This window comes from Microlunatus panaciterrae (assembly GCF_016907535.1).
In the GTDB taxonomy this organism is placed as follows: domain Bacteria; phylum Actinomycetota; class Actinomycetes; order Propionibacteriales; family Propionibacteriaceae; genus Microlunatus; species Microlunatus panaciterrae.
The window spans coordinates 143,111-162,696 of sequence record NZ_JAFBCF010000001.1 but is presented as its reverse complement, the minus strand read 5'-3'; the positions used below and the strand labels follow the sequence as shown (position 1 = coordinate 162,696).

General features: G+C 66.7%; 19 protein-coding genes. 9 read left to right on the top strand and 10 right to left on the bottom strand.

Annotation, left to right across the window (positions count from 1 at the left end):
- Positions 1–229 precede the first annotated feature (229 nt).
- On the top strand, positions 230–541 hold the full coding sequence (locus JOE57_RS00715; RefSeq protein ID WP_204915939.1) for a hypothetical protein: 312 nt from the start codon (positions 230–232) through the stop codon (positions 539–541).
- Positions 542–602: 61 nt separating this feature from the next.
- Here the strand turns inward: JOE57_RS00715 and JOE57_RS00710 are convergent, their stop codons facing one another.
- From JOE57_RS00710 to JOE57_RS00700, 3 genes are all read right to left on the bottom strand, one after another.
- Positions 603–1,490 carry a universal stress protein gene (locus tag JOE57_RS00710; RefSeq protein ID WP_204915938.1) on the bottom strand — a complete coding sequence of 296 codons (888 nt, stop codon included), beginning with the start codon at positions 1,488–1,490 and terminating at the stop codon, positions 603–605.
- Positions 1,491–1,749: 259 nt separating this feature from the next.
- Positions 1,750–2,232, bottom strand: a complete 483-nt coding sequence (locus JOE57_RS00705; RefSeq protein ID WP_204915937.1) for an Hsp20/alpha crystallin family protein — start codon at positions 2,230–2,232, stop codon at positions 1,750–1,752.
- 122 nt (positions 2,233–2,354) lie between these two features.
- Positions 2,355–2,903: a flavodoxin domain-containing protein gene (locus JOE57_RS00700; RefSeq protein WP_204915936.1), complete on the bottom strand. Its 549-nt coding sequence runs from the start codon at positions 2,901–2,903 to the stop codon at positions 2,355–2,357.
- 175 nt (positions 2,904–3,078) lie between these two features.
- On the opposite strand from JOE57_RS00700, the gene JOE57_RS00695 reads away from it, so the two are divergent.
- Both JOE57_RS00695 and JOE57_RS00690 read left to right on the top strand, forming a co-directional pair.
- Positions 3,079–3,585, top strand: a complete 507-nt coding sequence (locus JOE57_RS00695; RefSeq protein WP_204915935.1) for a MarR family winged helix-turn-helix transcriptional regulator — start codon at positions 3,079–3,081, stop codon at positions 3,583–3,585.
- Positions 3,582–7,523, top strand: a complete 3,942-nt coding sequence (locus JOE57_RS00690) for an ABC transporter transmembrane domain-containing protein (protein WP_204915934.1) — start codon at positions 3,582–3,584, stop codon at positions 7,521–7,523. Before JOE57_RS00695 ends, JOE57_RS00690 begins: the two co-directional genes overlap by 4 nt.
- Before the next feature lie 27 nt (positions 7,524–7,550).
- On the opposite strand, the gene JOE57_RS00685 is transcribed toward JOE57_RS00690, so the two are convergent.
- Positions 7,551–8,552: an Ldh family oxidoreductase gene (locus JOE57_RS00685; protein WP_204915933.1), complete on the bottom strand. Its 1,002-nt coding sequence runs from the start codon at positions 8,550–8,552 to the stop codon at positions 7,551–7,553.
- 111 nt (positions 8,553–8,663) lie between these two features.
- Here JOE57_RS00685 and JOE57_RS00680 point away from each other — a divergent pair, with 111 nt between their 5' ends.
- The 3 genes from JOE57_RS00680 to JOE57_RS00670 all read left to right on the top strand — a co-directional run bounded on the left by JOE57_RS00680 (position 8,664) and on the right by JOE57_RS00670 (position 11,344).
- Positions 8,664–9,506: an NAD-dependent epimerase/dehydratase family protein gene (locus JOE57_RS00680; protein ID WP_204915932.1), complete on the top strand. Its 843-nt coding sequence runs from the start codon at positions 8,664–8,666 to the stop codon at positions 9,504–9,506.
- 184 nt (positions 9,507–9,690) lie between these two features.
- Positions 9,691–9,972: an SHOCT domain-containing protein gene (locus JOE57_RS00675; RefSeq protein ID WP_204915931.1), complete on the top strand. Its 282-nt coding sequence runs from the start codon at positions 9,691–9,693 to the stop codon at positions 9,970–9,972.
- 94 nt (positions 9,973–10,066) lie between these two features.
- On the top strand, positions 10,067–11,344 hold the full coding sequence (locus JOE57_RS00670) for an MFS transporter (protein ID WP_204915930.1): 1,278 nt from the start codon (positions 10,067–10,069) through the stop codon (positions 11,342–11,344).
- On the opposite strand, the gene JOE57_RS00665 is transcribed toward JOE57_RS00670, so the two are convergent.
- The gene (locus JOE57_RS00665; RefSeq protein WP_204915929.1) at positions 11,310–11,990 is read right to left on the bottom strand and encodes a hypothetical protein; all 681 of its coding nucleotides are present in this window, start codon (positions 11,988–11,990) and stop codon (positions 11,310–11,312) included. The genes JOE57_RS00670 and JOE57_RS00665 overlap by 35 nt on opposite strands.
- A gap of 155 nt (positions 11,991–12,145) precedes the next feature.
- Between JOE57_RS00665 and JOE57_RS00660 the strand changes: the two genes are divergently transcribed.
- Together JOE57_RS00660 and JOE57_RS00655 are read left to right on the top strand one after the other, a co-directional pair.
- On the top strand, positions 12,146–13,495 hold the full coding sequence (locus JOE57_RS00660; protein ID WP_204915928.1) for a DUF4921 family protein: 1,350 nt from the start codon (positions 12,146–12,148) through the stop codon (positions 13,493–13,495).
- A gap of 33 nt (positions 13,496–13,528) precedes the next feature.
- Complete coding sequence (locus JOE57_RS00655; RefSeq protein ID WP_204915927.1) at positions 13,529–13,981, top strand: nitroreductase family deazaflavin-dependent oxidoreductase; 453 nt, start codon at positions 13,529–13,531, stop codon at positions 13,979–13,981.
- Between the two features lie 24 nt (positions 13,982–14,005).
- On the opposite strand, the gene JOE57_RS00650 is transcribed toward JOE57_RS00655, so the two are convergent.
- Positions 14,006–15,127 carry a S1 family peptidase gene (locus JOE57_RS00650; protein ID WP_204915926.1) on the bottom strand — a complete coding sequence of 374 codons (1,122 nt, stop codon included), beginning with the start codon at positions 15,125–15,127 and terminating at the stop codon, positions 14,006–14,008.
- A 451-nt stretch (positions 15,128–15,578) separates the two neighbouring features.
- On the opposite strand from JOE57_RS00650, the gene JOE57_RS00645 reads away from it, so the two are divergent.
- Positions 15,579–15,848 carry a DUF1876 domain-containing protein gene (locus tag JOE57_RS00645; protein WP_239578799.1) on the top strand — a complete coding sequence of 90 codons (270 nt, stop codon included), beginning with the start codon at positions 15,579–15,581 and terminating at the stop codon, positions 15,846–15,848.
- Positions 15,849–15,902: 54 nt separating this feature from the next.
- On the opposite strand, the gene JOE57_RS00640 is transcribed toward JOE57_RS00645, so the two are convergent.
- The 4 genes from JOE57_RS00640 to JOE57_RS00625 are packed head-to-tail and all read right to left on the bottom strand — an operon-like array spanning position 15,903 to position 19,535.
- Complete coding sequence (locus JOE57_RS00640; RefSeq protein ID WP_204915925.1) at positions 15,903–16,343, bottom strand: hemerythrin domain-containing protein; 441 nt, start codon at positions 16,341–16,343, stop codon at positions 15,903–15,905.
- A 4-nt stretch (positions 16,344–16,347) separates the two neighbouring features.
- Positions 16,348–17,253: a carbohydrate ABC transporter permease gene (locus JOE57_RS00635; RefSeq protein ID WP_204915924.1), complete on the bottom strand. Its 906-nt coding sequence runs from the start codon at positions 17,251–17,253 to the stop codon at positions 16,348–16,350.
- Positions 17,250–18,182, bottom strand: a complete 933-nt coding sequence (locus JOE57_RS00630) for a carbohydrate ABC transporter permease (RefSeq protein ID WP_338041086.1) — start codon at positions 18,180–18,182, stop codon at positions 17,250–17,252. Before JOE57_RS00630 ends, JOE57_RS00635 begins: the two co-directional genes overlap by 4 nt.
- Before the next feature lie 33 nt (positions 18,183–18,215).
- Positions 18,216–19,535, bottom strand: coding sequence for an extracellular solute-binding protein (locus tag JOE57_RS00625; protein ID WP_204915923.1), 1,320 nt, complete (start codon positions 19,533–19,535; stop codon positions 18,216–18,218).
- Positions 19,536–19,586 lie beyond the last annotated feature (51 nt).

The window sequence follows — 19,586 nt, the reverse complement described above, 5'->3', positions numbered from 1 at the left end:
CGAGCGTGTACGCCTCACCCAAGTCGAAAACTCGACAGAACGCGAATTCTGGAGAAGCTTTTGGGCCGAAAGGGCGATAAAACTCGCGTTCTGATGAGTTTTCTTGCGAGCCCTTCGACAGGCTCAGGGCGCGGACCCTTCGACAGGCTGAGGGCACTTGGAACAGATTCAGGGCACGTGGACATGCCCAGGGGCAGGGAAGTTTCGCTGATCTAAAGGGGGATGGGACATGAAGCGCTCTCAGGTAGTGGGGATCGGCGTCCTGGCAGCACTGTTGCTGTTGGCCGTGACCAGTTGTGCGGCGGGACCGAGCCGGGTGCCCACCGCGAATCCAGCTGGGTTCTGGTTGGGACTGTGGCATGGGTTGATCTTGCCGATCACGTTCATCGTCTCGCTGTTCAATGACGCGGTGGGGGTCTACGACATCCACAACAACGGGCACTGGTACGACTTCGGATTCCTGATCGGGGTGTCTGCCACCTTCTCCGGTGGCGCCGGGTCGTCATCGGCAGCGGCGCGTCGAAGCCGACGCACTGGATAGCAGCAACTGCCGGGCAGCCACTGCGGCCATGATCACTCAATCGATCATGGCCGCGTAATGATCACCTGCGCAGGGCACTGGCGGCCACCGGCCGAGTCCGACGACTGCGGGTGCCGACCAGCATCAGTGGGCAGGGCGAGGTACGCATCAGTGTCACTGCGGTCGGACCCGTACGCAGACTCCACGGGTTCGCCGAGTGATGACACCCCACGACGAGAAGCTCCGCACCGATTGCCGCAGTGGCCAGGCCTTCAGCAACCCGGCCCTTGCCGCGGCGGGTACGGATGGCCAACCCCGGATAGAGGTGTTGCAGTTCCTCCACCAGAACGTGGAGTGGGGTCGTCACCACCGCCGGCACCGTTCGCGTGTTGCGGGGGACAGGTTGGAAGTCGTTCAGGATGATCACCATCAACTGGGCTGATCGGGCGTAGGCCTGGGCGGCGGCCTCGCGCAGCGCATAGTCGCTCGCCGGCGCATTCGGTGCCCAACCCACCACCACCCGGGGTGGGGACTGCGCTCCCGTCATCGAGGAGGCCACCACCACCACGGGACACAGGGCGCTGACTGCGAGCACTTCGCCGAGCGAGGCAAGCCGACCCTCGGTGTCGTGGTCGCGGGTCCGGTCACTGCCGATCACCAGCTGGGCCGCATGCCGGCTCAGGTTGATCAACTCTTCGCTCACCCGCCCCCTGACGAGCCGCGCCGTGACCGGGATGCTCGGGTGCCGTCGAGTCGCGGCCGCCGCATAGTCGGCCACCGCGGTGATGTCCGCACCGCGACCCGCCCTGGAGGGTGAGGTCTGCAGCGTGAACGGCCGCACCTGGACGACCACCAGTTCCGTCTGCTGGACCCTGGCCTGGTGAGCTGCCCAGGCCACGACCCGGTCCGATTTCTTGGTTCCGTCGATACAGGCGATGACGGGCAAGGGGGCCGTGGTGGTGGAGTTCATGTCTTCAACATTGGTCCTCGGAGTCCAGCTACAGCAGAGGCTTCAGGCCCTGCGAAACGAGGACCTTAGCCTCGATGTCGGGATGTCGGCCCTCATTCCTGGTCAGGGCGCCCCCCGGGGCTGGGCGTTCCGTTCCCGGCTCCCGGCACAGCAAGGCAGGATGGCATCGCTGGAGACGATGCCATCCTGCCTATCGGTGTCCCGGTCGGCCGGGCGAGGGGTGTGTCGCCTGCGGACCACCTCCCTGCAGGACGGGTTGTCAGGCTCGAGTCACCTCGACGCGGCGGACTCCCGCCTCCTTCTCGGGCATCGGCATCCGGACCTCCAGCACACCATCGGTGTACGTGGCGGAGACCACCTCAGGCGAGGTGCCCTTGGGAAGCCGGAGCTGTCGAACGAATTTTCCGTAGTGGAACTCGCTGCGGTAGCCGTGTTCGGTCTCTTCCTTGGTGTCCTGCCGACGCTCGGCCTTGATGGTCAGGATGCCCTCGTCGACGGTCACCTCGATGTCCTTTTCCGGATCGACCCCGGGGATCTCGGCACGGATGATGGCCTGGTTGTCCTCGTAGCGTTCCTCGACCTTGATCGACGGGGTGACCGGCAGCTCCACGTCGCGGAACGGCCACGTCACGTCCCCGAAGGGCCATCCGCGCAGCAGCATCTGACCCAGGTCGCGGGTCGGTCGATTGACGGCCGGGGTGGTGGGCGTTGCCGACTCGGGTTCGGGCTTGTTGACGGTCATCTGGTGCTCCTCGGTGAGTTGCACGGACGCACTTCGTCCGTTCACCTCCACCCTTCCGCCGGGGTTAGGCTTCGGGGAGGGCCGAAGGTCCGGAGATCTTCGGGTCAATGGGCCTCGACCAATCAGCTGTGCGCTGGCAGGGCCGACAACGGCGAAGCCATCGCCCCGGTCAGCAGGCCGGCGATGTCACCTGCCCAGGTGCGGACCCGGTCCGGGCCGGTGAGCTCGACGGGTGCGGGCTCACCAGACATCCACCGCCGCAGCGTCAGCGGCCGGCTCCCGAGGTCGCTGCGGGCGTCGAAGATCACCGGAGGCGCCAGGTCATAGCGGTCGGCAAGGGTCCGGACGACCTGCGGCACCGCGTGTTGCCCGGCCGCGACCCCGGTGCCCGTGCCGGAACTCTGCAGCGGCCCGTTCTGAAAGAGCCAGGTCGGCCGCAAGGACAACTGCGGAGCATGCCGGACCAGGTAGTCCAGGGCGTCATCATCCCAACGGCCCAGGGCGCACCCGCTGCCGATGATGACGGCGGCGTAATGATCGGCGTCCTTCGCCCGCGCGCAGGATCGGACGTCGACGTGGAAGCCGGCTCGGCTGAGCACCTCACCGATCGCCAGGGCGATCTCACCAGTTGAACTCGTTCGTGCCGCATAGGCGGCGAGGACTCTCTCCATCTGGCTTCTCCTCGGCTCTGGCACACCGCGGTCGAGAATCGACACTGGATGGCTCTACTCCAGCCTGGTGCGTGGCGCCTTGGGCGGTCCATGGGCCTAGGTCCTCAGCGGGTGATGACCTAAGTCCCGACGAGTGTCTTGCCGGGCACATCCAAGGTCGTTAATGTTGTTAACTATGTGCAGCTCGGAGCTCTCCGTACCTACCTCGGCGCACGTGGACGTGGCCAGAACCCTGGTGCGTACCGCCCGGATGCTGGATCGGGTGGACAGCGGGCTGACCCTGCCGCAGTACCGGCTGCTGACGCTGCTGGATGCCGGCGATGAACGTTCGACTGCCCTGGCCGAACGTCTTGCGGTCTCCAAGCCGGCGATAAGCACGGCGGTGGAGGTGCTCGCCTGCCTCGGCCATGTTCGACGCCGATCAGATGACGGAGACCGCCGAGCCTCCTGGCTACAGATCACCGACGCCGGCAGGGAGGCACTGGGACGCGCCGACCGGGCGTACGCCGAACGGCTCGCCGAGGTGACGGGGCGGATGGACGATCCCAGCGCCTTTGTCAGCTGCTTCGCGGCCTTCGCGTCGGCGCTCGATACCGACCTGTCTGAACGTCGGGCCGGCCGCCGTACGCCTCAACCGCCCGCCTATCGACCGCCCGCACCGGAAGGGGCCAGAACCGCGTGACACCTACGGTGGGTTCGGACACCCAGACCGCCCGCGACGCGGTGAGCGACGACGACCGACCGCACTGGCAGCCCGCCCCTGGACCAACCCGCGAGTCGGGCTGGATCCGTCGGTTGGCCGGTCATTGCCTGAGGCACCCGCACCTCGTGGCCTTCGCCTTCGGGGGCGCACTGCTGGGCATGGCTGCCAACGCCGTAACGCCGTTGATTGTCCGGGCTGTGGTGGACGATGTGATTCTCTCCCGGTCGCAGCCGATGCTGCCCTGGATCATCGCTCTGTTGGCTGCGGGCGTCACCAACTTCGGGGCCGGGTTCATCCGCCGTTACCTGGGTGGCAAGCTCTCCATCGACGTCCAGCATGACCTGCGGCAGGACGTCTTCCGCTCGCTGGAGCGGATGGGTGGCGCCAAACAGGATGACCTCGCCCCCGGACAGCTGGTGAGCCGTTCCATCTCGGATCTGAACCTGGTGCAGGGTCTGCTCGGCATGGTGCCGATGATGACGTCGAACCTGTTGCTGTTCGTGATGTCGGTGATCATCATGCTCACCCTTTCGCCGCTGCTGACGATTGTCGCCCTGCTGGTCGGACCCGCTCTGTGGTGGGTGGCGCTTCGCGGTCGCGGGACGCTTTTTCCTGCCAACTGGGATGCGCAGCAGCAGGTCGGTGAGGTGGCCGGCGTCGTCGAGTCGGCGGTGACCGGCGTGCGGGTCGTCAAGGGGTTCGGCCAGGAGTCACGCGAAATCGACCGACTGGATAGCTCTGCGCGTCGGTTGTACGCCTCGCGGCTGCGGACGATACGGCTCAACAGCATCTACAACCCGATCATGCAGATGATCCCGGCGCTCGGACAGGTCGGAGTGCTCGGTCTGGGTGGCTGGCTCGCCCTGCACCAGCAGATCACCTTGGGGACGTTCCTGGCCTTCTCCACCTACCTGGCCTCGATGGTCGCACCGGTGCGGATGCTGTCCGGCCTGCTCACCATCGGGCAGCAGGCCAAGGCGGGCGTCATGCGGGTGTTCGAGGTGATCGATGCCGAGCCTGGGGTGGCCGACTCCCCGGACGCGGTCTCGCTGCCGCCCGGCCCGGTCGACGTGCGGTTCGACAACGTGACCTTCGGTTATCCCCGGTCGGCGCCCGCGCTGGAACAGGTCAGCTTCCGTGTTGCAGCCGGGGAGACGCTGGCCCTGGTCGGCACAGCCGGGTCCGGCAAGTCGACGGTGTCGCTGCTGCTGCCGCGGTTCTACGACGTGGACAGCGGATCGGTCCGGATCGGCGGCTACGATGTCCGCGACCTGACCCTGGAGTCCCTCCGCCGAGGCATCGGCGTGGTGTTCGAGGACAGCTTCCTCTTCTCCGACAGCGTGCGGAACAACATCGCCTACGGCCGACCCGACGCCTCGATGGCCGAGATCGAGGCGGCCGCTCGGGCTGCCCAGGCGCACGACTTCATCGTCGACCTGCCGAAGGGTTATGACTCCGTGGTCGGGGAGCAGGGCCTCACCCTGTCCGGTGGGCAACGACAACGGGTGGCGCTGGCCCGGGCGCTGTTGATCGACCCCCAACTGCTGGTGCTCGATGACGCCACCTCCGCCATCGACGCCCGGATCGAGGCCGAGATCCACGACACTCTCCGACAGGTGATGTCGGGACGGACCACGATCCTGATCGCGCATCGCCGAAGCACCCTCGGCCTGGCCGACCGGATCGCCGTCCTCGACCGTGGCCGGATCGTCGACATCGGCACCCACGATGAGCTCCAGGGTCGCTGCGCCCTCTACAACACGCTGTTGTCGGCGCCCACTGATGATCTTGACCGGCTCCCTGAACAGTCTCCGCGCCCCGAGCCCGTTGAAGGGCTGGAGTTGGCGGCGCGCCCTGAGCCTGTCGAAGGGCTGGAGTTGGCGGCGCGCCCTGAGCCCGTCGAAGGGCCTGAGTCCCAACCATCGGGAGTGACTGCATCAGCCTGGGTGAAGCCCGAGCGCGACCCGTCTGAGCTGGCCCTTGCACAGGCTCAGGGTGCCAGCTCCATGACGTCGACGGGCTTCGGACGTGCGGCCGGTCCCGGCGGCGCCGGTCGCGGTGGAGGTGGGGGAGCAGGCGGCATGTTCGCGGCCCTGCCGCCGACGCCTGAGCTGCTGGCGCAGGTGGCGAAGCTTCCACCGGCGATCGACGAACCGCTGGTCGACCCGGATGAGATCCGTCGACGCGACCCGGACTTCCGCTTTAGGCACCTGCTGAGACTTTTCCGCGTGCCCCTGCTGGTCGGGCTGGTGCTGGTTGCTGCGGACGCCCTGGCCCAGCTGGTGCTGCCCGCTGCCATCAGGCTCGGGGTGGACTCAGGCATCACCGAGCGGCGGGGTGACGTGATCTGGCTGGCTGCCGGGATCGCCCTGGTCGTCACGCTGGTGGACTGGGTCGTGTCGATCGCACAGACCCGGGTCACCGGACGTACCGGCGAAGGCATCTTGTACCTGCTCCGGATGAAGCTGTTCGCGCATCTGCAACGCCTGGGCCTGGACTTCTACGAGCGCGAGATGGGTGGCCGGATCATGACCCGGATGACCACCGATGTCGACGCCCTTTCGACCTTCGTGCAGACCGGTCTCGCGACAGCGATCGTCAGTGTGCTCTCCTTCGGCGGCGTCCTGGTTGCCCTGCTGGTGATCAACCTGCCGCTGGCGCTGGTGGTGCTGACTGTGTTGCCGTTCGTGGTGGCGGCGACACTGGTCTTCCGGGCGAGATCCTCGGTGGCCTACCAGGTGTCGCGGGAGAAGGTCAGTGCGGTGAATGCTGACCTGCAGGAGAACGTGGCGGGCATCAGGGTGGCGCAGGCGTTCCGCCGCGAGGAGCACAACTGCCACCGGTTTGCCCAGCTGTCCGACGGTTATCGAGTGGCCCGTACGCGCAGCCAGCGCTACATCGCCACCTTCTTTCCCTTTATCGCCTTCGTCTCCGACGTCGCCACCGCGCTGGTGCTCGGTTTTGGCGCGGGCCGGGTGCAGAGCGGGGCTCTGACGGCGGGCGCGCTGATCGCCTTCATGCTCTATGTGAACATGTTCTTCTCGCCGGTCCAGCAGTTGTCGCAGGTGTTCGATGGCTACCAGCAGGCCGTGGTCGGGTTGCGTCGGATCACCGGCCTGCTGCGCACCGAGCCGTCGACACCGGATGCCGACACACCGGTCGCCGTACCGGGTTCGCTGACCGGTGTGGTCGAGCTTGACGGGGTGCGGTTCGCCTACAGCGGGGCCGAGACCGAGGCGCTGCAGGGGATCTCCTTCACGGTGCCAGCAGGCCAGCGGGTCGCGGTGGTCGGAGAGACCGGAGCCGGGAAGTCGACCGTGATGAAGCTGTTGGCGCGGTTCTACGACCCGACGGATGGCGTCGTCCGGGCCGACGGCGTCGATCTGCGTAACTTCGACCTGGCGGGCTATCGTCACCGTCTCGGCTACGTCCCGCAGGAGGCCTACCTGTTCGCCGGCACGGTCCGAGATGCCATCGCGTACGGACGCCCGGATGCGACCGATGCTGAGGTTGAAGCGGCGGCGCGAGCAGTCGGGGCGCATGAGATGGTGACCAGGCTGCGAGACGGCTACCACCATCAGGTGGGCGATCGCGGCCGCAGCCTGAGCGCCGGGCAGCGCCAACTCCTGGCTCTGGCGAGGGCAGAGTGCGTACGGCCCGATCTGCTGCTTCTGGACGAGGCGACAGCCGCTCTCGACCTGGCCAGCGAGGCCGCGGTGACGCGCGCTGAGGACCTGTTGGCCCGACGGCGCACCACTGTGGTGATCGCCCACCGGCTGACCACGGCGGCTCGGGCGGACCGGGTCCTGGTGATGGACCACGGCAGACTCGTCGAGGACGGGTCGCACACCGAGCTGCTGCAGCGTGACGGGCACTACGCGCGCCTCTGGCGGGCCTTCGAAGGCGCTCCGCACTAGCTGCCGTGCCCGATCACACCCAGCTGGTCAGGCGCGGGCTGAGCCGCCTTCCCAGGGGACGGTCAGCCCGAACGCCTCGGCAACCGTCTCAAGCCGGTGCTGGTGCTGCTCTCCGACCGGGATGCCCTCCGTGGTCCAGGCCCGCTCGCGCGCAGCCTCGACGCCTCCCGGCAGGAACGGCTGTTGTCCCTCGGTCAGGGGCGCGAGCTCGCGGACGGCGCGGACGTACCGGTCCATCTCCTGCTTGAACTCCAACGGCTCGGCGAAGAGGGAGATCTTGAAGGCGATCACCATCGCCCCCTGGTTGGCGCCCTCGAACGGGTGGCTGGCGCGGGCCGGGTCGATCGGGACCCCTGCCAGCAGGCCACCCCAGGACTGGCAGACCGCGCCCATCCCGATCGCCCGGTGCACCAGTCCCGGCGCCTTCGCTGCGAGCTCGTCCCGGAAGGGCGAGTCTGCGTACAGGTCATGCATGGCGCCGAAGTCCAGCACCAGAGGGTCCTCATCGAGAGTCGGGGCGCTGAACGACATCGGTGACCCGCCGGCCGCCTCGTAGATGGGATCTCCCGGTGCGAGCCGGAGCTGATGACCAGAGGTCACGAAGGACAGCAGATCATGTTCGAGGGTGAGCCGCGAGTAGAGCCCGGCCGCCCCGAAGTGGCCGTGGTTGCGGGTCACCAGCACGGCGATGTCGTGCTCCTTGACCTTCTCGATCAGCTGCAACGTGCCGTCGTAGGCCGGGAAGTACCCCAACCCGCCGTCACCGTCCACCAGCAGGCTGCCCGATGTCTCCCGGACCACCGAGACATCCGGTTGGGCGTTCAGCACACCGTCGCGCAGCAGCACCGCGTAGGTGGCCAGCTGCTGGGTGCCGTGACTGAACACGCCGCGCAGATCGTTGTCGGTCAGCAGCCGAGCCAGCAGCGACGCCCGCGCCTCGGACAGGCCGGCCGCCAGGCCGAGACTGCGGGCGAAGGCTCGCAGGTCGTCGGCGGCGACCCGGACGAAGGAATCGGGGGGAACATTCATGAGCGGACTCCTCTGCAGTGGGCAACCGGGCAACTATCGCATCTGTTGCCTCCGGCGCCGCGGCGGCGTGCCCGACTTGAGTCTGCAGCACGCGCCGCCGAGGATGGTCCGATGACGACAGCACGCAAGCCAGTCCTGCTCACCGGCGCCTGTGGGAGCATCGCCGGCCAGCTCCTGCCGGCACTGCGGAGCCACTATGACCTCCGGCTCCTCGATGTCACGGACGTCGACCGGGACGGGCACCGGGTTGAAGGAGTGGAGGTCTTCGACCTCCTGGAGGGAGACCGGGCCCGTCTCGAGGAGCTCTGCCAGGGGGTCGACACGATCGTCCACACCGGCTACGTGCGGGCCGGGTCCCCGCCCACGTACGCCGACGAACGTCGAAACGTCGACATGACGCAGCGGGTGTACGAGACCGCTGTGCAGACCGGGGTCAAGCGGGTGGTGTGCGCCAGCACGAACCAGGCGTCGAAATGGTACGAGCAGCCCTACTATGCCAAGCTGATCGACCGGATCAACACCGATGACTACCCCCGGCCGGACACGTTCTATGGCTGGGCGAAGGCCGCCTACGAGTCGCTCGGGTTCCTCTACGCCTGCGGTTCGATCGGACGAGCCCTTGAGGTGGTCCAGCTGCGGATCGTGGTCCCGCGTGAGGTGTCGGCGGCGGACTTCACCAATCGGCCGCTGAAGCACTACCTCCGAGACATCGCCGGCTACATCAGCGAGCGCGATCTGCAGCAACTGTTCGTGAAGTCCATCGACACCGAGGACATCGACGACGAGTTCGGGGTTCCGTTCCAGATCTTCTACGGAGTTTCCGGCAACGCCCGTACGTTCTGGAGCATCACCAACGCTCGTCGGGTGATCGACTACCAACCAGAGGACGACTCCGAGATCAAGTTCGCAGCCGAGATCGCCGCGATGACGGCTCGCGGAGACCACGCGCTCTGAGCCGAGCCAGGGGCCTCGGCGGCCTGTGGGTGGGATCCCTACCGAGGTCGGTAGCGATCCCGCCCACAAGGCGTGTCAGCGACCGCTGGAGCGGGACCATGGTCCTGCAGCTCAGAGCCGATCTGCTCTGCCGCCAGCCGGGAACGGCGGGCAGACTCGGATCATCGACTGGAGGGTGATCATCATGTGGGGCGAACCGTGGGGTAACGGTTGGGGCATGCACGGCGGAATGGGCTGGGGAGGCCTGCTGCTCGCCGGGTTGTTGGCGCTGCTGATCATCGCTGTTGTGGCGGTGGGGGCGGTCTGGATTCTCCGGCGGCGTGCCGACGGTGGCCAGCCGCGGCCGGGCCAGGTTGAGCACGGGGGTGTGTCTGATGCCGAGCGGGTGCTCAACGAGCGCTTCGCCCGAGGTGACATCGACGAGGAGGAGTACCAGCGTCGGCGGACCATCCTGCAGCAGAAATAGCGCCCGGGGTCCCTACTGAGTGAAGCGGTGGTGATCAGCCGCTCGACCCACGCCGGTGCGCAGGAGGGCGCCGGCGGACGGCATACTCGACCCCATGAGTGCCGCGGAGGTCAAGAAGGCAAGGCTGGCCGTGTCCGCCATGTTCTTCAGCAACGGTGTCATCTTCGCGAACGTGCTGCCGCGTTATCCCGAGCTCAAGGCCTCACTCGGACTGTCGAACGCGGCACTGGGAACTGCACTGGCGGCGCATCCGGTCGGTGCCCTGCTGGCCGGACTGTTCGCCGGTTGGCTGGTGTCACGATGGGGTTCGGCCCGGGTGCCGGTGGTCGGCACGCTGGTGCTGGCGGTGGCTTTCACAGCGATCGGCTGGGCCCCGTCCTGGGTCCTGCTCGCACTCGCCTTCTTCGTCTGCGGCATGCTCGACTCGGTCATCGACATCGGCAGCAACGCACACGGTCTCCGGGTGCAACGCCTGCTGGGCAGGTCGATCATCAACTCGCTGCATGGTGTGTGGAGCGTCGGTGCGGTGGTCGGTGGGTTGATGGGCTCAGCCGCAGCCGGTCTGCGGATCCCGATCAAAATTCACCTCGGGGTGGTGGGTGTGCTGATGATCATCCTGGCCCTCGTGGTGTCCCGGTGGATGCTGGCCGGTCCCGACCGGGTGGCTGATCACCTTGAGCGGACCCCAACGTCAGCCGGAGTCGGAGCACGCAGGATGGCTGTCCGCCTGCTGGCCATCGGTGGTATCGCGGTGGTCGGTGCTGCAGTGGAAGATGTGGGCAACTCCTGGGGTGCCCTCTGGGTCACTGCTGGTCTGGGAGCGCCGGTGGCCGCCGCCGGCAGTGGCTTCGTCGCCATGATGGGCGCGATGACGGTCGGACGCTTCCTCGGCGATCCGGCCGTCGAGCGGCTGGGCCCCCGGCGGGTCACCAGGCTCGGCATGATCTTGGCTGCGGCCGGCCTCGGCGTCGCCGTCGCGTGGCCCGGTCTCGTGACGACCTATGTCGGCTTCGCTCTGGCCGGCCTCGGCGCTGCCGTGATGATCCCGATGGCGATGCATGCGGCTGACGAGGTCCCCGGTCTGGGCAACGGAGTGGGGCTCGCTGTGGTGGGCTGGATCACCAGGGTCGGCTTTCTGCTGTCGCCGCCGGTGATCGGCGTCATCGCTGACCAGACCAGCCTGCGGTTCGGTCTCGCCGTGGCGCCGCTGGCCGCACTCGCCGGCCTACTGCTGACGCGGACCATCTCGCCGGCCGGCGTTCACCACCAGGAGGCTCAGGGCGGCCCGACCGCAGCACCGAAGCTGAACAACGCGACGGTGCCCGACAGCCGGGAGGTCAGGCCGGGGCGTGCCGGGTCCGATGACCGGTGAACAGGTGCGGCTTACGTCGTAGTCCGTTCAAGGGAGAATCGGCGCCCTTGGTGAGGTGCCCCGCCCACAGGTAGAGCAGACCACTGATCAGGATCGGGAGGTCCAGCGTCCCGATGGTCAGCGCCCGACCAGCCTCCGCGCCTGCTCCGATGGCCGGCAGCACAATCGGCAGCACCGAGACGGCCACCATCATGGCTCCCGCGACTGTCAGTCTGCTGAGGCCGAGGAGCGCCATCGCCACGGCCGGCACGATGACGGCGATGAGAACGACGGGGCCGGTGCGGTCCTCCCAGCTCCCCAGCCCGTGGAAGTCCACCAACCCCCATACGCCCAGCGCCAGAGCCGGCAGCATCGACACGGCCAGCACGGGCACGGCGATGTTGGGCCACAGGTAGGCGATCCCGCACAGTACGACCGTCGGCACCAGCCAGGCCACGATGAGACCGAGCGCCAGCCAGCCGCCCGGGTCGGTCGCGGTCTCACCCACCAGGAAGAGCATCACAAATCCCACCGGTCCGACGGTGAGCGACAACCCGAGCGCCGCCAGGGCGGTGGCTCGCGCTTGACGGTCACGCACCCGGTTCATCAGGTACCCGAAGGCCACGGCTACGGCCAGCGGGATGAGCAGCAGCAGATAACGCATCACAACCATCTCCTCACCCCAGCGTCCCTCGGGCGCCCCGGGGCCACCAGAGGCGTTGGTCCCTCGCGTGCGCATCCGGGCTGGAGAAGACGCCACTGACTGAGGCGGCGCGATCGGTGTCCATCCCTCGACGGCGGTGCGGCACTACGGTGGTGATCATGTCCGCGTCAGACCCCACCCGGTTCCCGGTGCTGACACGGTTGGCCGATGGGACTGTGAAGCAGCGGAACCCTTTCACCGGCACCGAGGTGTGGACGGTGCCGGGTCGCGCGGATCGACCGCTCGGGCAGGAGTCGGTGCCGGCGGCACCGCTGGACCGGTCGCTGGCTGGTCGGTACTGCGCATTCTGCGAACGCCGCTATCTGGACACACCCCCGGAGAAGGCACGCCTGGTCCGCTCCATCGGGGGCACCGGGGAGCGTTGGCAGCAGCTCGACGGGCTCCTGGCCGAGGAGCTGGACGAAACGGTCGCGGAGTTCCGGCGGATCCCCAATCTCTTCGAGATCCTGCCCTTGGACTACTGGAGGGCCAACTACGGCTACCAACCGGCCGACGCCTTGCGTGCGCAGCAACACCGCTATGTCTCCACACCTGCTGGCCGACGGCACGTGCTGTCGATCGTGCGTCGTCGGCTGGCCGCCGCCGGCCTGGCGGAGGCCGAGTGGCCGCACCTGTCCGAGGACAACCTCCTGCAGCGGGCCGAGGCGTTCTTCGCGAGCGGCCACGAGGTGATCGTCGCCCGGCGCCACTTCGTCGACGATGCCGGGTGGGACGACCAGCTGGCCTACAGCGGAAGCCTGACCGCTGAGGAGCACTTCCGCTATGTGGGCTTCACCGCTCAGGCGATGCGAGCGCTGTACGAGGCCAATCCGTACGTCAGGTATGTCGCGGTGTTCCAGAACTGGCTCCGACAGGCAGGTGCGTCGTTCGACCATCTGCACAAGCAACTGGCCGGCATCGACGAATACGGCGGCCAGACGTTACAGGAGCTCGAGCAGCTGCGATCTCGACCTGACCTGTTCAACGCTGCGGCCGTGAACGAGGCCATCGCGCAGGACCTGCTGCTGGCCGAGAATGATCACGCGGTGGCCTTCGCCGGTTTCGGCCACCGCTACCCGACGCTCGAGGTCTACTCCAAGAGCGCGGCGTGCTTGCCCTGGCTGCATTCGGAGGACGAGTTGCGCGCCATGTCGGAGCTGCTGCACGCCTGTCACGCGGCTACCGGCGCGACGGTCCCGACCAACGAGGAGTGGCACCACCAGCCGCCGAGGGTGGTTGAACCGATGCCGTGGCGGGTGATGGTCAAGTGGAGGGTGTCCACGATCGCGGGCTTTGAGGGCGGCACGAAGATCTACCTGAACACCATCGACCCCTGGTCCCTGCGCGACCGTGTGCTGCCACGGTTCTTTGAGCTTCGCGAACAAGGCATGCTGGCCCGGTCCAGGATCGGGCCCGAGTGCACGGCGCATCCGGACTCGCTGCGCTACCAGCAGCACAGTGCCCGCTGACGCCCGATGCTGCCACGGCCTACCATTGTGGTCATGCCATTGGAAGGTGAATACGAGCCGAGCCCGGCACAGTGGGTTCGCGACCAGGTTGAGCAGTATGAGCGCACCCAGGGCCGGGAGGCCAACACTCTCCGCGACACCGGACTGCCCATCGTCGTGTTCACCATGCGTGGGCACAAGAGCGGCAAGCTGCGCAAGGTGCCGCTGATGAGAGTGGAGCACGACGGCTGCTATGCGCTGATCGCCTCGCAAGGCGGCGCTCCGACGCATCCGTCCTGGTACCACAACGTCAAGGCGAACCCGGATGCGATCAGCGTGCAGGACGGGGCTCGGGTGATCGACGGGACGGTCCGCGAGCTGAGTGGAGAGGAGCGCGAGACCTGGTGGCAGCGGGCGTCCGCCGCCTACCCGCCCTACCTCGAGTACCAGCAGCGAACCGAACGCCAGATCCCGGTCATCCTGTTCGAACCGCGCCAACACGGCTGAGCCGGTCCCCGGCTGGTGCTGCCGTCAGCGAACCAGCAGCTTGAGTTTGTACGCCTTGAGGACCTCGCCGATCGGCTGGTAGTAGCTCACATTCGGTTCGCCCACCTTCGAGCCGCACACCCAGCGGGAACCCTTCTGGTACAGCTCGGCGCCGCTGTTGATTCCTTGCGCCTTGCTTCCACTCATGACGGCTGCGCCGCTGTCGCCGTCCTCGACGCAGGCGGAGTAGCGGACCAGGCCGGAGACGATCTGCCCGTCACCGTAGTTGACGGTCTGGTTGTAAGCCTTGATCCGGCCGCAGGTCCAGTGCGACGTCTGCCCGCTCTTGCAGATCTTCGACCCGACGGCGGCCTTGCTGTAGCCGCTGACCGACCTGAGAGTGCCGTCCCATCTCACCACGGTGGCGCGCGGCTTCCACTTGGCGGTGTTCACCCGGACGATGCCGTAGTCGTTGCGTGGGAAGCTGTACTTGATAGTCGCGCCGATCTTGCGGTCCTTGTGGTAGAAGGTCGGCCTGCCCACCGCGCAGTGTCCTGCCGTGATCATGACCGCCGAACCGGAGGTCGTTCGCGCGTTGAACCCGCTGCTGCAGACGTAGCCGTCGCTCATGTCGACCTGCTGCCCGCCGTGCAGGTTCTTGGTCGGGCGGACCGTTGCCCGGGCGAGCTCGATCTTCGCCTGCGGTGCGTAGCTTCTCACCTCGGCGAGGAAACGTTGCGTCGTGCGATCTGTGGCGCCGGCTCGGCTGGTGACGACGAGCCGGTTGGTCACGACGTCCACGTACCAGTTCTGCACCTGCCCGGCCCCGTGGCGGGACGCGAAGGCGTCGAGAGCACCCTTCGTCCGGTCCAGGCTCTGGGTCGAACGGGCCACCAGTTGCGGCTGCAGCCCGGCGGCACGAACGACCTCGGCGGCTGGCCGATCGGTCACCGTGACGACGAGCCGGCCAGTCGACTCATCGAGGTAGCTGCCGCCGGTCCGGCCGGTGCCGAGCGCTCCAACCACCCGGTCGCCGATCTCGTCAACCGACCCCTCGGTTGCCTGCCGCTCGGGGCCGACAGTGAGGTTCATGATCAACATCCCGACGGTGACGAGCAGTGCGAGCAGGGATTTGGTGGAGCGGCGATCCGGCAGCGGCAGAGACATCCAGCAGTCTTTCTCCGAGTCGTCAGCGGGACTCGAATTCATGTGCCCGTACGGCACAGTGGCGAAGTTAACCGCCTGGCCGCGGCGGGTCAATTGCGACACAGCCTGGACACCAAGTCGTGACGAAGTCGACGCCGAATGCCATTCGGCACCGGTGCTTGCGGGGGCCGGTGGAGATGGGGCAGGGGCTGCTTGGACATGCGGCTCAGCCTGTCTCAGCCTCGCTGGCCGAGGATAGGGCAGATAGCCATCACTGGAGTAGGACCTTGGTCCCACGCGCCGCGGCCCGATACGGCAGAGGACCCTGCCGGATGGGCCTGGAGGGGCTTTGGACCCTACCGTGCAACACGAGTCGGGCGAAAGGCTGGAGCCGGGGCCGGGGCCTCCACCCGGACCATCGACGAGGACGTGAGTGCGGCTGTCGGCCGCCGGAGCTGAAAGAGGCAGGACCATGAACGAAGTGAAGACCTGGGCCGTCGACATCTACATCGGAGAACGGGACGGTCGCACGCATGCCGAGACCAGGCTTCGGCCGAAGGACGTTGTCACACTGACCGGGGAGGGCAGCGCCAGGCTGAACCCGAGCGACCGGGACGTACCGGAGATCGGAGACGAGATCGCGGTGGCTCGTGCCCTTTCGGATCTGGCTCATCGCCTGCTCAACGTGGCGGCCGAGGACATCGAGGCCCTGACCCACAAGGAGGCTCACCTGCACGACTGACGGGCACATCCCGCTCCGTGGGGCGATGAGGGCGGGACTCCGACGAACCGAGTTCTAGGCGGAGGCGGCCTGCTCGACGATCCTCCACCCAGCGGGGCGCAGTGAGACCACCGCCATCGGGAAGATGCCGAGATTCTCCTTGTCGATGTGGTCTGACAGATCGTGCATCAGGGTCCGCATCTCGTCAGCGAAGTCCGGCCGCTGCAGCAGCAGACCGGCGACGGTCACGTCGAGGTCCCGGTGCTCCTGCTCCAATTCCTCGATCGCCTCCACGAACTCACCCTCGTCCTTCATGGCAGCGAACACACCCCGCTCCTCGACGTCGACATGCCGGGTCAGCAGCGAGCTGAACTCGCTCAGCTCGGTGGCTGCGGTCGTCGGGTCATCGTGCTGGATCGCCCGAATGACGTTGTCGCCCAACTCCAGCAGGCGCAGGTGCTCATCCATCAGCCGGGCGATCGGCTCGACCTCACGACAACCGCAGTACTCACACATGGACTCAGGTGCCTCCGAACCCGGTCGTGGCGACGCCCTTGATGATCTGCTTCTGGAAGAACAGGAAGACGACGATCAGTGGGAGCGCGGCGAGAATCGCTGACGCCATGTTCTGAGCGTACTGGATGCCGTACGCGCTCTTCACTGTCTGCAGTCCCACGGGCAGGGTCATCAGGTTGGCGTTGTTGGTCACCACGAATGGCCAGAGGAAGTTGTTCCAGGCTCCGATGAAGACGAAGATCGATACCGCCGCCAGGATCGGACGTGACAGGGGCAGGACGATCTGCAGAAACACCCGCAACCGGTTGGCGCCGTCGACCCTGGCTGCCTCCTCGAGCTCGATCGGCACCTGGTCGAAGAACTTCTTCAGGATGAAGACCATCACCGGGGCGATCACCTGCGGCAGGATGATGCCCCAGTAGGTGTCCACCATGTTGAACGCCAGCATCTGCCGGAACAAGGGCACGATCAGGATCTGCGGCGGGATGATGATGGAGCCGATGATCGCGGCGAACAGCCAGCGCCGGCCCGCGAAGTCGATCCTGGAGAACGCATAGCCGGCCAGCGAAGCGATGGCCACCGTGATCACGGTGATGGCGACCGACGTGAGCAGGCTGTTCCAGACCCAACGAGGAATGTTCCCATCCTGGATCACCTTGGCGTAGGCGTCGAACGTGAACCCGTTGGCCGGCCACCAGGTGACCGGTGTCGCGGCCGCATCGGTCTCGCTCTTGAGCGAGGTGAGGACGGACCAGACGAAAGGCAGCAGCCAGCAGATGGCCAGGATGACCAGGATGGCGATCGCCAGGATCGACAGCGGCCGGACCTTGAACGGCCGGCGCCGGCTGAGAACGGGGCTGGCGGCTTCCTCGGCCGCGGTGCCCTCGGCAGTGGCGGTAGCGGTGCTCATGCTGCACTCCTTCGAGAGTTGACCCAGGCTTGGATCAGGGAGATGACCACGATGATGGCGAAGAAGATGTACGAGATGGCCGCGGCATAACCGAGTCGGAACCCGGTGAAGCCGGTCTCGTAGATGTACTCGACGATCGGCCGGGTGACACCGGACGGTCCGCCCTGGGTCATCTGGTAGATCTGGTCGAAGACCTTCAGTGAGGCCAGGATCTGCAGGATCAAGATCAGCACGGTGGTGGGTCCGAGCTGCGGGATGGTGATCGAGATCAGCTGTCGCCAGCCCCCGGCACCGTCGAGCGAGGCCGCTTCGTACTGCTGCTCAGGGATGTTCTGCAGGGCCGCCAGATACAGCAGGAAGTTGAAACCGACGGTCCACCAGACGGTGGTGATCACCACAGACACCATCGCGTACTTCTCATCCTGCAGCCAGGAGATCGGCTCGACCCCGAAGTTGGCCAGTACGTCGTTGATCATGCCGAGTTGGGGGTTGTACATCCAGGTCCAGAACAGCGAGACGACGGTCGAGGCCAGCAGGAACGGCAGGAAGAAGGACAGTCGCCACAGCCACTGTCCGGGCAGGCCGGTATTCACCAGCAGCGCGAGGATGAGGGAGACCACCACCAGGGGAATGGTGCTGAGCACGGTGAACAGGACGGTGTTGCCGAAGGAGTGCCACATGTCGGGATCACCGAACGCCTCGGCATAGTTGGCGAAACCGATGACCTCCTGACCGGATCCGGACAGGCTCGACCCGGTCAGGCTCATGTAGAAGCCGTAGATGATGGGCCACACCAGGAAGACGGCGAAGAAGGCGGTGAAGGGTGCGACGAACGCCCACCCGGAGAGGTTGTTCTGGGCCTTGCGGCTCGGACCGCGTCCCGGGGTCGTGCCCGGGGCGGCTGTCTGGTTAGCCAAAGCAGTTGTCACGATCGGACTCCTTTGTTCTGCCGTGATCGGGCGCTAGACCGGGTTCGGCTGGGCGAGAAGCGAGTTGATCCGGGCGATGAAGCCCTCCATGCCCACCTTGGGCTCAACCTGGCCGAGCAGGACGTTCTGGATGTTCTCGGCGAAGTAGTTCTGGAAGTTGGACCCAGAACCGGTGAACCAGGCCACCGGGTCGTAGTTGATGATGTCTGCCGCGTTCGCGTAGTGCGACTGTGGCACCAGCTTCTTGTACTCGGCGCTGTCCACGATCGGGCTGAAGGCCGGGATGTGGCCGGCCCCGGCCCACTTCAGCGAGCTCTTCAACATCGCCGCCACGAACTTGTAGGCATCCTTGCGCGTCTGACCCGGGGTCGACTGGTGTGGCAGCACGAAAGTGTGCGAGTCGGCGTAGGCCGCCGGGGTGTCGAAGATGGTCGGAATGGTCATCGCGTCGAAGGGCAGCTTGGCGGTGATCATGGTCGGGGTCTCCCAGACCCCGGTGAACAGAGCGCCGCTGTGGCCGCCGGCGAACTCGGCGACGGCGGTGCCGTAGTCGCCGCTCTTGGCGGCGATCTTGCCGTCCAGAATGGTCCGCATCACCTCGAGCGCCTTGACCGCGGCGTCCATGTCCACCTGGGCCTTGGACCCCTGGGTGAGGACGAAGTCGGCGTTCTGCTGCCGGTAGAAGGTGTAGAACATCCGCCACATCTGGGCGCCGTCACCGAGGAAGCCGTAGGAGAAGCCGTGTACGCCGGTGGCCTCCGCCATCTTCCTGCCGGCCTCGTACAGCTCGTCCGGTGAGCTGATCGGCCTGAGCTGACCGTTGCTGCCGAGCAGGCCGGCCTTGTCGGCCACGTCGGTGTTGTACATGAAGATGAACGGGTGCGAGTCGAGGGCCACGGCGTAGAGCTTGTCGTCGGTGAAGCCCTTCTTCCAGATCCGTTCCGGGAACTTGTCCTGGGTGATACCGACCTCGGCCAGCAGGTCCTGGTCCCAGACGTCCAGCAGGCCCCCGGGGGCGTAGCCGGCAACCCGGGTGGCATGCATGATGGCCACATCGGGGGCTCGACCGCCGACCGAGGCCATGGCCAGCTTGGTGTAGTAGGGCGGGCCCCAGGCGAGCACGGTCTGCTGGGTCTGGAAACCCAGGTGGCGGGCGTTGATGGCCTTCACCATGTCGCCCATCACGATTCCGTCACCACCGCTCATCAGGTGCCAGTACTGCATGGTCTCGGCACCGGCGGCGGTCGTGCTGCATCCGGCCAGGGCGCCTGCGGTCAAGGCACCACCGGCGAGCGCGGCACCTCCGAGCAACAGGTTGCGCCGCGAGATCGTCGCGGGGACGGCTTCTGACATTCGTCGATCCTCTCCACTCCCTTGTGTAGGGGTGAAAGTACATCGTTGTAA